Raw genomic sequence first — 14,156 nt, 5'->3', positions numbered from 1 at the left:
CGGCTTCAGCCATCAGGATCAGGCCTTCAGCGTCGCCAAGACGTCGTTGAAGGTCTTGCTCGGGCGCATCGCTTCGCTGACCTTGGCCAGATCGGGGTGGTAGTAGCCGCCGATATCCACCGGCTTGCCCTGCGCGCCGTTGAGCTCGGCCACGATGGTGGCTTCGTTCTCGGTCAAGGCCTTGGCCAGCGGCGCGAACTTGGCCTGCAGCGCGGTGTCTTCGGTCTGTGCGGCCAGGGCCTGCGCCCAGTACATCGCCAGATAGAAGTGGCTGCCGCGGTTGTCCAGTTCACCGACCTTGCGTGCCGGCGATTTGTTGTTGTCCAGGAACTGGCCGTTGGCCACGTCCAGCGCCTTGGCCAGCACCGTGGCCGACGGGTTGTCGTAGCGGTTGCCCAGATGCTCCAGCGAGGCGGCCAGAGCCAAAAACTCGCCCAGCGAATCCCAGCGCAGGCTGTTCTGTTCGACGAACTGCTGCACGTGCTTGGGCGCCGAGCCACCGGCGCCGGTTTCGAACAGACCGCCACCGGCCATCAGCGGCACGATCGACAGCATCTTGGCGCTGGTGCCCAGTTCCAGGATCGGGAACAGGTCGGTGAGGTAATCGCGCAGCACGTTGCCGGTGACCGAGATGGTGTCCTGGCCCTTGCGGATGCGCTCCAGCGAGAAGGTGGTCGCTTCCACCGGCGGCAGGATGCGGATATCCAGCCCGCTGGTGTCGTGATCCTTCAGATAGGTTTCGACCTTGGCGATCACCTGCGCGTCGTGCGCGCGCGCCTTGTCCAGCCAGAACACGGCCGGGGTATCGCTCAGACGTGCGCGCTCGACCGCCAGCTTCACCCAGTCCTGGATCGGTGCGTCCTTGACCTGGCACATGCGCCACAAATCGCCGGCTTCCACCGCGTGTTCGAAGACGGTGGTGCCGGTGTCGTCGGTGACCTTGACGGTGCCGGCGGCGGGAAGCTGGAAGGTCTTGTCATGCGAGCCGTATTCCTCGGCTTTCTGCGCCATCAGGCCGACGTTGGGCACCGAGCCCATGGTGGACGGATCGAACGCGCCGTGCGCTTTGCAATTGTCGATCACGGCCTGGTAGACATCGGCATAGCAGCGATCCGGGATCACCGCCTTGGTGTCCTGCAGCTTGCCTTCAGCGTTCCACATCTGACCCGAATCACGAATCATCGCCGGCATCGATGCATCGACGATCACATCACTGGGCACATGCAGGTTGGTGATGCCCTTGTCGGAATTGACCATCGCCAGGGCCGGACGCTGCGCGTATTCGGCCTGGATATCGGCCTTGATCTGCGCTTGCTGCGCTTCCGGCAGCGTGGCGATACGTGCGTACAGATCGCCGATGCCGTTGTTGGGATCGAAGCCGACCGACGCAAGCGCATCGGCATGCTTGCTCAGCGTGTCCTTATAGAACTCGCCGACCACCACACCGAACAGCACCGGGTCGGAGACCTTCATCATAGTGGCTTTCAGATGCACCGAGAACAGCACATCCTTGGCCTTGGCATCGGCGATCTGGGCATCGATGAAGCTGGCCAGTGCGCGCTTGCTCAACACGGCGGCATCGACGATTTCGCCAGCCTTGACCGCCACTTTTTCCTTCAGCACGCTGCTGCTGCCATCGTTGCCGACGAATGCGATCTTCAGCGCGCCCGCCGCTGCCACCGTGGTGGACTGCTCGCTGCCGAAGAAGTCGCCGTCGTCCATGTGCGCCACATGCGACTTGGAGTCGCTGCTCCACTTGCCCATGCGGTGCGGATGCTTGCGTGCGTAATTCTTCACCGACAGCGGCGCGCGGCGATCGGAGTTGCCTTCGCGCAGCACCGGGTTGACCGCGCTGCCCTTGACCTTGTCATAGCGCGCCTTGATGTCTTTTTCGGCGTCGTCCTTGGGCGTGTCCGGATACGCCGGCAGCGCATAGCCCTGGCCCTGCAGTTCGGCGATGGCGGCCTTGAGCTGCGGCACCGAGGCGCTGATGTTGGGCAGCTTGATGATGTTGGCTTCCGGCGTGGTGGCCAGCGCGCCCAGTTCACAGAGGTCGTCGGCGATCTTCTGCGCGTCGCTCAGGCTTTCCGGGAACAACGACAGAATGCGGCCAGCCAGCGAGATGTCGCGGGTTTCGACCACGATCCCGGCAGTATCGGTGTAGGCATCGATGATCGGCAGCAGCGACTGCGTGGCGAGATAGGGAGCTTCGTCGGTGAGCGTGTAGAGGATCTTCGGTGTCTTCGACATGAGGTGCGATGGCTCTTGTGGTCGGGAGGAGCGCCGGTGTCCATGGCAATGGCGTTGGCGTGCTCGACGGGGGTCGCTGGTGGCACGCCGATCGGCCAGCGCGTGGAACGCGGCGATGGATCAGCACGGCATTGTCGCGTCTGAGCCGCGCCCGGGTAAAGCGACCACAGGCGGATGCTCCATCCCGTGACCCGGCCAATCGACATGGATGCAGCTGTAACGAATGTGTCGCGTCACAACGTGGCGCAGCAAAAAGGCGCGATCGTGTGATCGCGCCCTGATGGCTTACCGCTTGATGGCTTGCTGGAAGAACAGAGACGAAGTGATCGCCCTGTTGACCAACATGTTGGCGGGCCAGTGTGTTACCGCCCTGCTCCGCCAACATACGCGTCTACATGCAGCATGCTTCCTCGCGCTTGTCTTACTTGACCGTAATGGTCTGCGGATTACCTGCCGGCTTGCCATCCACCATCACCTGCGCGGTGTAGGTGCCAGCCGGCCAGCCGTCGGGCTTGCTGAAGCTGAGGTTGGTGGTTTCTGCGCCGGTGGTGGTCAAGGTAGCGTTCTGCTCGCCGGCGATCTGACCATCCTGGTAAGTGAGCTTGGCTGCGACCGGCACGTTGCTCGCGCTGCCATCGGTTTTCACCGAGACGATGATGGTGTCTTTGCTGGTGATATTGGCCGACGGGGTCACTGTCTTGTCTGCGGCAGCAGTGGTGCCGACCGCGACGCTGGATACCGTCACCGCCGCACCGGTTGCGGAAGCACTGTCGGTACTGGCAGCACCGGTGGCAGTGCTCTGGCCAGCCTGATCGCTCGCAGGCGGCGTGCCAGCCGGGCCGGGCATCGCTTCGGTGGCGGCACCGGAGGTGGGATCCTTCGACACGCTGGCATCTTCTTCTTTCTTGCAACCTGATAGTGCGAGCACGCCGACAAGAGCAATGGCGAGCGTGCTTGAAACGGCTTTAGTACGCATGAATGAATCTCCGGATAAACGAATGGGGTTTCTTGAAGAATGCGTTGAGTGCAATAGATCACCAAGCCAGCGATCGGCTAACCAGGCGTGCGCTTATGCCTTTAGTGGTAAATGCAACACCTGCCCCGGAAAAATCTTGTCCGGATCCTTGAGCGTCTCGCGATTGGCCTCGAAAATGCGCGGCCACAGATTGCCGTCGCCGTAATGGCGTTTGGCAATACTGGAAAGGCTGTCGCCTGCCTGCACGGTCACCGTCTCTTCGACGATCTGCGCCGTGCTTTGCACGCTGCTGCGGACGTTGGAAAAATCCGGCGCTGGCGTGACATTGGCGGTGCTGTCGACCGAGGAGGTTACGTTGGAAAAATCTGCTTTCTTGTCGACACTCATTGCTGCCGTCCTGCGTGCGTCACGATGACTGCAGGGTGCGCGGAGCGCCGTTAAGCGTGGATCGCGCCGCCGTGAAGCTGGCGCGATCCTCCAACACGGCCGGCTATTGGCGCAGATCGCGGAAAATCGACAGCGGTGTCGGCACGCTGGGCGAACTGCGCAATGGGTTGATGTCCAGTCCGCCACGACGGGTATAACGCGCCTCCACCACCAACCACTCGGGCGCGCAGCGGATCAGCACGTCATGGAAGATGCGCTCCACGCATTGCTCATGAAACTCGGCGTGGTCGCGGAAACTCACCAGATAGCGCAACAGGCCTTCGCGGTCGATCGGCGCGCCGCGATAGCGCAGCGTGACGCTGGCCCAATCCGGTTGACCGGTGACAGGGCAATTGGATTTGAGCAACGCTGAGGTCAGCACTTCTTCCACGATTGGTTGTGCGTGCGCTGAGAGATACGCGACATTGGGCGGGCCGTAGTCGTCGATGCTGACATCCAGCGCGTCGATCGATTCGCCCTCGCCCACCGCATCGATCGGCGGCAGACCGAATTCCACCGCCACATCGGCACCGGCGCGCGTGGACAGGTCGGAGGCAATACGCGTACGCACCGCTTCGGCGCTATTGAAGCGGGTGGCGTTGAGCGAATTGAGATACAGCTTGAGCGACTTGGATTCGATCAACGACGGCGAATCGCTGGGCACATGCAAGGTGGCGGTGGCCACGCAGGGTTTGCCTTGTGCATCGAGCCAGCCGAGTTCATAGGCGTGCCAGCGATCGCGGCCGATAAAGGGCAGCGCGCCGGTCAGGCCGATCGCCTCGCGCCCGGCCGCGCGCGGAATCGGAAACAACAGCGACGGATCGTAGCCGCTGGGGTAAGCGACCTCACGACCGAGGGAGGAATCTTCTGGGGTATTCATGCCGCCATTTTAGGGCGAGCGGGCTGGCCGTGAGGTGTATGGCAGCCGCCGGAGCGACCCCCTGGGCAAACAGAAGCAGCGGGCTTCACACAGCCCGCCGCCGTAATCACCGCAAACCGACAGCGGGAATCGTGCACTTGCACACGAATCCCTAATCCCGAATCACGAATCCCGGTTTCAGCCAGCCTCACCCTGATGCAGATAATCCAGCGACACCTGCAACAGCGCGCGCAAACCCACATCCAGCGACGACTCGTCGAGCAGGAACTGCGGCGAATGGTTGCTGGGCGCGGTCGCTGGGTCGATGCCCTTGGCGGTGGAGCCGACGAAGAAGAACATCGACGGCACCTGCTGGGCGTAGAACGAGAAGTCTTCCGCGCCCATCTGCAGCGGCGGCTCGTAGACGTTGTCGGCGCCCACCACGGCCTGCAAGCTGGGCAGCATTTTGGCAGTCAGTGCCGGGTCGTTGATCGTGGCCGGGTTGCCGGGCTGGTCCGGCACCTGCGCCTCGACGGTGGCCCCGTGGGCGACGGCGGTGTGCTCGGCCACCGTCTTGAGGTCGGCGAAGATCTGCTGGCGCATGGCTTCGTCGAAGGTGCGGATGGTGCCGACCATTTCCACGTCGTCGGGGATGATGTTGTAGCGGATGCCGCCCTTGATCGCGCCGAAGCTCAACACCGCCGGTTGTTTGGACAGGTTGGCGCGGCGGCTGATCACGGTCTGCGCGGCGCCGATCATGTCGGCGCTGGCCACGATCGGGTCGATGCCGTTCCACGGCGCCGAGCCATGCGTCTGGCGGCCGATCATCTTGATCGCAAACCGGTCCGAGGCCGCCATCAGCGGGCCGCTACGCACCGCGATCTTGCCGGCCTGCACGCTGGAGAACACATGCAGGCCGAACACCGCCTGCGGCTTGAAGTCGGCGAACAGGCCTTCCTTGAGCATCAGCGAGGCGCCGCCCTCTTCGTTGCCGGGGGCGCCTTCTTCGGAGGGCTGGAAGATCAGCATCACTTCGCCGGGCAGCTGCTCGCGCATGCCGACCAGCGCTTCGGCCACGCCGAGCAGGATCGCGGTGTGTGCATCATGGCCGCAGGCGTGCATCACCCCGACCTGCTCGCCGCGGTACTCGGCGGTGACCTTGGAGGCATACGGCAGGCCGGTCTGCTCTTTCACCGGCAGTGCGTCCATATCCGCGCGCAAGGCGATCTTGGGACCCGGTTTGCCGCCCTTGATGATGGCCACCACGCCGTGATGGGCGATGCCGGTGCGCGGCTTGAGGCCGAGCTTGCGCAGCTGCGCGGCCACCGTGGCGGCGGTGCGCTCCTCGCGGTTGGACAGTTCCGGATGCTGGTGGAAGTCGCGGCGCCACTGCACCAGCTTGCTCTGCAACGGCGCGGCGGCGGCCTGCACTTCGGGCCGGGGCGCGGCCTGGGCGGCGGCGAGCGTGGGCAGGGCGAGCAACAGCGCGCTGGTCAGCAGGCGGGAGTGGCGCATCGAGAATCCTCTAAAGATGGTTGCTTAATGTAGTGCACCGGCGCAGCTGGCGGGCTGCGGTGGTGCCCGATTCAGCCCGCCGGTCAACCGTGGCGACCGTGGTGCGTTGCCGCTGTACTGCATCTGTGAACGTCGTGGCCGTTTCGCCTGGCGAGCCGTTACTTCAGTAACGCTCAATTGGTGGGGCGCAACGATATGCTTCGCACAGCTGCCCCACGGTCGCATCAGCGCCCGGCCCGCCCTCAGGAGTTGTCGCATGTCGCGTTTTTGGAAGATCACACTGCTGGTCGTAGCGGTGCTTGTCGTGGTGTTCGTTGCAATGCGCATGTTCGGTGGGGGCAATCACGGCAAGCGCGCCGGCGCGCCGGACGGCAGCGGCAGCGAAGAGCACGGCCCGGTGCCGGTCACGGTGGTGGCTGCCACCACCCAGGACGTGCCGGTTTACGCCAGCGCGTTGGGCACGGTCACCGCGCTCAACACGGTCACGGTCAGCCCGCAGGTCGGCGGCCAGCTGATGAGCCTGAACTTCCAGGAGGGCCAGGAAGTGAAGAAGGGCCAGCTGCTGGCGCAGATCGATCCACGCAGCCTGCAGGCCAGCTATGACCAGTCGCTGGCGGCCAAGCGCCAGAACCAGGCGCTGCTGGCCACCGCGCGGGTCAACTACCAGCGCTCCAACGATCCGGCCTACAAGCAGTACGTCTCGCGCACCGATCTGGACACCCAGCGCAACCAGGTGGCGCAGTACGAGGCAGCGGTGTCGGCCAACGATGCGCAGATGCGCGCGGCCCAGGTGCAGTTGCAGTTCACCCGCATCCTGGCGCCGATCGACGGCATTGCCGGCATCCGCGGCGTGGACGTGGGCAATATCGTCAGCAGCACCTCCACCATCGTCACCCTGACCCAGATCCGCCCGATCTACGTGTCCTTCAACCTGCCCGAGCGCGAGTTGCAGGCGGTGCGCAGCGGCCAGGCGGCCGCCCCGCTGGATGTGGCGGCGCTGGATCGCGGCGATGCGCACGTGATCAGCGGCGACGGCAAGCTGGAGGTGATCGACAATCGCATCGCCGCCGACAGCGGCACCTTCGGTGCGCGTGCGATCTTCGCCAACACCGACAACGCCTTGTGGCCGGGCCAGTTCGTCAATGTGCGCCTGCAGCTGCGCACCATCTCCGGCGGCACCGTGGTGCCGACCCAGGCCGTGCAGCGCGGTCCGGACGGCGATTACGTCTACGTGGTCGGCAGCGACAACACCGCGCAGATGCGCACCGTGGTGCAGGGCGTGGAAGTGGACGACAGCCATGTGCAGGTCACCAAGGGCCTCAAGCCAGGCGAGCGCGTAGTGACCGAAGGCCAGTTCCGGCTCAAGCCGGGCAGCAAGGTCAGCGCGCTCAAGCCGGGCGAAACCCCGCCGGAGCCGACCGAGGCCGAACTCAAGGCCGCGCAGGACAAGAGCCGTGGCGGCGCCGGCGGCCGACGCAGCGGCGGCGGCCCGCGCTAACTCGCGATCACCGGCGACGGGATTTCCGTCGCCGGTGCGCCTCGGCGCATTGCGCGCCGGCACCGATTGACGTCTTCAGCAAGGATTCCCCCCGTGGGCTTTTCGACCATCTTCATCCGCCGTCCCATCGCCACCTCGTTGTTGATGGCGGGCATCCTGCTGCTGGGCATCCTGGGCTACCGGCAACTGCCGGTCTCCGCACTACCGGAAATCGACGCGCCCAGCCTGGTCGTCTCCACCCAGTACCCGGGCGCCAATGCCACCACCATGGCCTCCCTGGTGACCACACCGCTGGAACGCCAGCTCGGGCAGATCTCCGGGCTGCAGATGATGACCTCCGATTCGTCGGCAGGCCTGTCCACGATCATTCTGCAGTTCTCGATGGACCGCGACATCGACATCGCCGCGCAGGACGTGCAGGCGGCGATCCGCCAGGCCACCCTGCCCTCGTCGCTGCCGTACCAGCCGGTCTATAACCGGGTCAATCCGGCCGACGCGGCCATCCTCACGCTCAAGCTCACCTCCGACTCGCTGCCGCTGCGCGAGGTCAACCGTTATGCCGACGCGATCCTGGCCCAGCGCCTGTCGCAGGTGCCGGGCGTGGGCCTGGTGTCGATCGCCGGCAATGTGCGGCCTGCGGTGCGCATCCAGGTCAACCCGGCGCAGTTGTCGAACATGGGCCTGACCATGGAGTCGCTGCGCAGCGCGCTGACCCAGACCAATGTCAGCGCGCCCAAGGGCTCGCTCAATGGCAAGACCCAGTCCTACAGCATCGGCACCAACGACCAGCTCACCGATGCGGCGCAGTACCGCGAGACCATCATCAGCTACAGCAATGGCCGCCCGGTGCGGCTGGCCGATGTGGCCAACGTGGTCGACGGTGTGGAAAACGATCAGCTCGCCGCCTGGGCCGATGGCAAACCGGCAGTGCTGCTGGAAATCCGCCGCCAGCCCGGCGCCAACATCGTGCAGACGGTGGAGCAGATTCGCAGCATCCTGCCGCAGCTGCAGGCGGTGTTGCCGGCCGATGTGCATCTGGAAGTGTTCGCCGACCGCACCGAAACCATCCGCGCCTCCGTGCATGAAGTGAAGTTCACCTTGGTGCTGACCATCTTCCTGGTGGTGGCGGTGATCTTCGTGTTCCTGCGCCGGCTGTGGGCCACCATCATTCCCTCGGTGGCGGTGCCGCTGTCGCTGGCCGGCACCTTCGGGGTGATGGCGTTTGCGGGCATGTCGCTGGACAACCTGTCGCTGATGGCGCTGGTGGTGGCAACCGGATTCGTGGTCGACGATGCGATCGTCATGATCGAAAACATCGTGCGCTACATCGAACAAGGCAAGAGCGGGCCGGAAGCGGCCGAGATCGGCGCCAAGCAGATCGGCTTCACCGTGTTGTCGCTGACCGTGTCGCTGGTGGCGGTGTTCCTGCCGCTGCTGCTGATGCCGGGTGTCACCGGGCGCCTGTTCCATGAGTTTGCGTGGGTGCTGTCGATTGCGGTGACGATCTCGATGCTGGTGTCGCTGACGCTGACGCCGATGATGTGCGCCTACCTGCTCAAGCCAGACGCCTTGCCCGAGGGCGAAGATGCGCACGAGCGTGCCGCCGCAGCCGGCAAGACCAACTTGTGGACGCGCACGGTGGGCACCTACGAGCGCAGCCTGGACTGGGTCCTGGCGCATCAGCCGCTGACTTTGGCGGTGGCGATCGGTGCGGTGGCGCTGACCGTGGTGCTGTACATCGCGATCCCCAAAGGCCTGCTGCCGGAGCAGGACACCGGCCTGATCACCGGCGTGGTGCAGGCCGATCAGAACGTGGCCTTCCCGCAGATGCAGCAGCGCACCCAGGCGGTAGCCGCGGCGCTGCAGAAAGACCCGGCAGTGACCGGTGTGGCGGCCTTCATCGGCGCCGGCTCGATGAACCCCACCATCAACCAGGGCCAGCTCTCGATCGTGCTGAAGACGCGCGGCGACCGCGACAACCTGGATGAAGTGCTGCCGCGCCTGCAGAAAGCGGTGTCCGGCATTCCGGGCGTGGCGCTGTTCCTCAAGCCGGTGCAGGACGTCACCCTGGACACCCGCGTGGCCGCCACCGAATACCAGTATTCGATGTCGGATGTGGACAGCGCCGAGCTGGCCACCTGGGCCGCACGCATGACCGAGGCGATGCGCAAGCTGCCCGAGTTGGCCGACGTGGACAACAACCTGGCCAACCAGGGGCGTGCGCTGGAACTGACCATCGACCGCGACAAGGCCAGCATGCTGGGCGTGCCGATGCAGACCATCGACGACACGCTGTACGACGCCTTCGGCCAGCGCCAGATCTCCACCATCTTCACCGAGCTCAATCAATACCGGGTGGTGCTGGAAGTGGCGCCGGAATTCCGCAGCAGCACCGCATTGATGAATCAGCTGGCGGTGGCCAGCAATGGCAGCGGCGCGTTGACCGGCACCAATGCGACCAGCTTCGGCCAGGTGAGCTCGTCCAACTCGTCCACCGCCACCGGCGTGGGCGCGCAGAACACCGGCATCGTGGTCGGTGCCGGCAGCATCATTCCGCTGGCCGCACTGGCCGAGGCCAAGGTCACCAACACGCCGTTGGTGGTGAGCCATCAGCAACAGCTGCCGGCGGTGACGGTCTCGTTCAATCTGGCGCCGGGCCATTCGCTGTCGCAGGCGGTGGAAGCGATCGAACAGGCGCGCGAAGACCTCAAGATTCCGACCCAGGTGCATGCGGCGTTCGTCGGCAAGGCGGCCGAATTCACCGGCAGCCAGACCGATATCGTGTGGCTGCTGCTGGCCTCGATCGTGGTGATCTACATCGTGCTGGGCGTGCTCTACGAGAGCTACATCCACCCGCTGACGATCATCTCCACGCTGCCGCCGGCCGGTGTCGGCGCGCTGCTGGCGTTGATGATGTGCGGGCTGAGCCTGTCGGTGGACGGCATCGTCGGCATCGTGCTGCTGATCGGCATCGTCAAGAAGAACGCGATCATGATGATCGACTTCGCCATCGACGCACGCCGCGAAGGCGCCAACGCGCACGAAGCGATCCGGCGCGCCTGCCTGCTGCGTTTCCGCCCGATCATGATGACCACCGCCGCCGCGATGCTGGGCGCCTTGCCGTTGGCCCTGGGCACCGGCATCGGCTCGGAGCTGCGGCGTCCGCTGGGCATCGCCATCGTTGGCGGCCTGCTGTTGTCGCAATTGGTGACGCTGTACACCACGCCGGTGATCTATCTGTACATGGAACGCGCCGGCGAGCGCGTGCGCGATTGGCGTGCACGGCGTGCGGCACGCCGTGACGGCGCGAACCCGGCCTCCACCTCGGAGCGCCCGGCATGACGACTGGTGCAGCGAAGGCTGATCGGATTTCCGGACCGCGGCTTCGCCTGCGCGCAGGCGCGCTCGGGCGTGGCGCTGGCCCTGCTTGCCGAATCCCTAATCCCGATTCCCAAATCCCGGCACCACAGCCATGAACATCTCCGCCCCCTTCATCAAGCGCCCGATCGGCACCTCGTTGCTGGCGATCGGTTTGTTCGTGATCGGATTGATGTGCTACCTGCGGCTGGGCGTGGCGGCGTTGCCGAACATCCAGATTCCGCTGATCTTCGTGCACGCCACGCAGTCCGGCGCCGATGCCAGCACCATGGCCTCCACCGTCACTGCGCCGCTGGAACGGCATCTGGGCCAGCTGCCCGGCATCGACCGCATGCGCTCCTCCAGTTCGGAGAGCAGCAGCCTGGTGGTGCTGGTGTTCCAGAGCAATCGCAACATCGATTCGGCCGCGCAGGACGTGCAGACCGCCATCAACTCGTCGCAATCGGACCTGCCTTCCGGGCTTGGCACGCCGATCTATTCGAAAGCCAACCCCAACGACGACCCGGTCATCGCCATCGCGTTGACCTCCGACACCCAATCGGCCGATGAGCTCTACAACGTCGCCGACTCGCTGCTGGCGCAACGGCTGCGCCAGATCACCGGCATCAGTTCGGTGGATATTGCCGGCGCCTCCACACCGGCGGTACGCGTGGATGTGGATCTGCGCGCGCTCAACGCGCTGGGCCTGACCCCGGACGATCTGCGCAACGCGGTACGTGCGGCCAACGTCACCTCGCCAACCGGATTCCTGTCCGACGGCAACACCACCATGGCCATCGTCGCCAACGATTCGGTCGCCAAGGCCGCCGATTTCGCACAGCTGGCGATCTCCACCCAGTCCAACGGGCGCATCGTGCGGCTGGGCGATGTGGCCACCGTCTACGACGGCCAGCAGGATGCGTATCAGGCGGCCTGGTTCGACGGCAAACCGGCGGTGGTGATGTATGCCTTTACCCGCGCCGGCGCCAACATCGTCGAAACCGTGGACCAGGTGAAGGCGCAGATTCCCGGGCTGCGCGCCTACCTGCAGCCCGGCACCAAACTCACGCCCTATTTCGACCGCACACCCACCATCCGCGCCTCGCTGCACGAGGTGCAGGCCACGCTGATGATCAGTCTGGTGATGGTGATCCTGACCATGGCGCTGTTCCTGCGCCGGCTGGCACCGACCTTGATTGCCGCAGTCACCGTGCCGCTGTCGTTGGCCGGCTCGGCGCTGGTGATGTACATGCTGGGCTTCACCTTGAACAACCTCAGCCTGCTGGCGCTGGTGATCGCGATTGGCTTTGTGGTCGACGATGCGATCGTGGTGATCGAAAACATCATGCGCCATCTCGACGAGGGCATGTCGCGTCTGGATGCGGCACTGGCCGGTGCGCGCGAGATCGGCTTCACCATCGTCTCGATCACCGCCTCGCTGGTGGCAGTGTTCATTCCGATGCTGTTTGCCAGCGGCATGGTCGGGGCGTTCTTCCGCGAATTCACCGTGACCCTGGTGGCAGCGATCGTGGTGTCGATGCTGGTGTCGCTGACCTTGACGCCGGCGTTGTGCAGCCGCTTTCTGTCGGCGCATACCGAGCCGGAAAAACCTAGCCGTTTCGGTGCCTGGCTGGACCGCATGCATGAGCGCATGCTGGCGGTGTACACGGTGGCGCTGGATTTCTCGTTACGCCACGCGCTGCTGCTGTCGCTGACGCCCTTGCTGTTGATTGCCGCCACCATTTTTCTCGGCAGCGCGGTCAAGAAGGGTTCCTTCCCCGCGCAGGACACCGGGCTGATCTGGGGCCGCGCCAATTCCAGCGCCACGGTCTCGTTCGCCGACATGGTCAGCCGCCAGCGCCGCATCACCGACATGTTGATGGCCGACCCGGCAGTGAAGACCGTCGGCGCGCGGCTGGGTTCCGGCCGCCAGGGCTCCAGCGCCTCGTTCAATATCGAACTGAAAAAACGCAATGAAGGCCGCCGCGACACCACCGCTCAAGTGGTCGCACGGCTGAGCGCCAAAGCCGACCGCTACCCGGATCTGGATCTGCGCCTGCGCGCCATCCAGGACCTGCCCAGCGATGGCGGTGGCGGCACCAGCCAGGGCGCGCAATACCGCGTGTCGCTGCAGGGCAACGATCTGGCACAGCTGCAGGAATGGCTGCCCAAGCTGCAGGCCGCGTTGAAGAAGAATCCGCGCCTGCGCGATGTCGGCACCGATGTGGACACCTCGGGCCTGCGCCAGAACATCGTGATCGACCGTGCCAAGGCCGCGCGGCTGGGCATCTCGGTCGGTGCGATCGATGGCGCGCTGTATGGCGCGTTCGGCCAGCGCTCCATTTCCACCATCTACTCGGATCTCAACCAGTACAGCGTGGTGGTCAATGCGTTGCCCTCGCAGACCGCCACGCCCAAGGCGCTGGATCAGGTGTTCGTGCCCAACCGTGCCGGCCTGATGGTGCCGATCACATCGGTTGCCACGCAGGTACCTGGCCTGGCGCCGCCGCAGATCATCCACGAAAACCAGTACTCCACGATGGATCTGAGCTACAACCTGGCGCCGGGCGTGAGCACCGGCGAGGCAGACCTGATCATCAAGTCCACGGTGGACGGGCTGCGCATGCCCGACGGCATTCGTCTCAGCGGCGACGACAGTTTCAACGTGCAGCTCAGCCCCAATTCGATGGGCGTGCTGCTGCTGGCGGCGGTGCTCACCGTCTACATCGTGCTGGGCATGCTCTACGAGAGCCTGATCCATCCGGTGACCATCCTGTCTACGCTGCCGGCGGCCGGCGTCGGCGCGCTGCTGGCGTTGTTCCTCACCAACACCGAGTTATCGGTGATCTCGATGATCGCGCTGGTGTTGCTGATCGGCATCGTCAAGAAGAACGCCATCATGATGATCGACTTCGCACTGGTGGCGCAGCGCGTGCACGGCATGGATGCGCGCGCGGCCGCCCGCGAGGCCTCGATCGTGCGCTTCCGGCCGATCATGATGACCACGATGGTGGCGATCCTGGCCGCAGTGCCGCTGGCGGTGGGCCTGGGCGAAGGCTCGGAACTGCGCCGCCCGCTCGGTATCGCGATGATCGGTGGGCTGATCTTCTCGCAGAGCCTGACCTTGCTCAGCACCCCGGCGCTGTATGTGATCTTCTCCTGCCTGAGCGAGCGCTGGAAGGCGCGTCGCGCACGTGCGCGCGCACGCCGTGCAGAACGCGCGGCAGCACGGCGCCCGGCAGCCTCGGCGCACTGAGGCTGGGCTGACAAAAACC

General features: G+C 65.1%; 8 protein-coding genes. 3 read left to right on the top strand and 5 right to left on the bottom strand.

Annotated features, from left to right (window positions below):
- Window positions 1-18: 18 nt before the first annotated feature.
- The 5 genes from XcyCFBP4188_RS04900 to XcyCFBP4188_RS04880 form a co-directional block, all read right to left on the bottom strand.
- Window positions 19-2,250, bottom strand: coding sequence for an NADP-dependent isocitrate dehydrogenase (locus XcyCFBP4188_RS04900; RefSeq protein ID WP_104591726.1), 2,232 nt, complete (start codon window positions 2,248-2,250; stop codon window positions 19-21).
- 421 nt (window positions 2,251-2,671) lie between these two features.
- The gene (locus tag XcyCFBP4188_RS04895; RefSeq protein ID WP_006453104.1) at window positions 2,672-3,226 is read right to left on the bottom strand and encodes a RodZ family helix-turn-helix domain-containing protein; all 555 of its coding nucleotides are present in this window, start codon (window positions 3,224-3,226) and stop codon (window positions 2,672-2,674) included.
- A 93-nt stretch (window positions 3,227-3,319) separates the two neighbouring features.
- The gene (locus tag XcyCFBP4188_RS04890; RefSeq protein WP_006453105.1) at window positions 3,320-3,613 is read right to left on the bottom strand and encodes a LysM peptidoglycan-binding domain-containing protein; all 294 of its coding nucleotides are present in this window, start codon (window positions 3,611-3,613) and stop codon (window positions 3,320-3,322) included.
- Between the two features lie 103 nt (window positions 3,614-3,716).
- On the bottom strand, window positions 3,717-4,532 hold the full coding sequence (gene queF / locus XcyCFBP4188_RS04885) for an NADPH-dependent 7-cyano-7-deazaguanine reductase QueF (protein WP_006453106.1): 816 nt from the start codon (window positions 4,530-4,532) through the stop codon (window positions 3,717-3,719).
- A 177-nt stretch (window positions 4,533-4,709) separates the two neighbouring features.
- Window positions 4,710-6,026, bottom strand: coding sequence for a M20 family metallopeptidase (locus XcyCFBP4188_RS04880; protein ID WP_006453107.1), 1,317 nt, complete (start codon window positions 6,024-6,026; stop codon window positions 4,710-4,712).
- Window positions 6,027-6,282: 256 nt separating this feature from the next.
- Between XcyCFBP4188_RS04880 and XcyCFBP4188_RS04875 the strand changes: the two genes are divergently transcribed.
- The 3 genes from XcyCFBP4188_RS04875 (at window position 6,283) to XcyCFBP4188_RS04865 (ending at window position 14,137) form a co-directional block, all read left to right on the top strand.
- Window positions 6,283-7,524: an efflux RND transporter periplasmic adaptor subunit gene (locus XcyCFBP4188_RS04875; RefSeq protein ID WP_006453108.1), complete on the top strand. Its 1,242-nt coding sequence runs from the start codon at window positions 6,283-6,285 to the stop codon at window positions 7,522-7,524.
- A 93-nt stretch (window positions 7,525-7,617) separates the two neighbouring features.
- Window positions 7,618-10,866, top strand: coding sequence for an efflux RND transporter permease subunit (locus XcyCFBP4188_RS04870; RefSeq protein WP_104591725.1), 3,249 nt, complete (start codon window positions 7,618-7,620; stop codon window positions 10,864-10,866).
- A 130-nt stretch (window positions 10,867-10,996) separates the two neighbouring features.
- The gene (locus XcyCFBP4188_RS04865) at window positions 10,997-14,137 is read left to right on the top strand and encodes an efflux RND transporter permease subunit (RefSeq protein WP_104591724.1); all 3,141 of its coding nucleotides are present in this window, start codon (window positions 10,997-10,999) and stop codon (window positions 14,135-14,137) included.
- The last annotated feature ends 19 nt before the right edge of the window (window positions 14,138-14,156 follow it).

Source organism: Xanthomonas hortorum pv. cynarae (genome assembly GCF_002939985.1).
Classification (GTDB): domain Bacteria; phylum Pseudomonadota; class Gammaproteobacteria; order Xanthomonadales; family Xanthomonadaceae; genus Xanthomonas; species Xanthomonas hortorum_D.
This window is presented reverse-complemented; position numbering and strand designations above follow the sequence as displayed.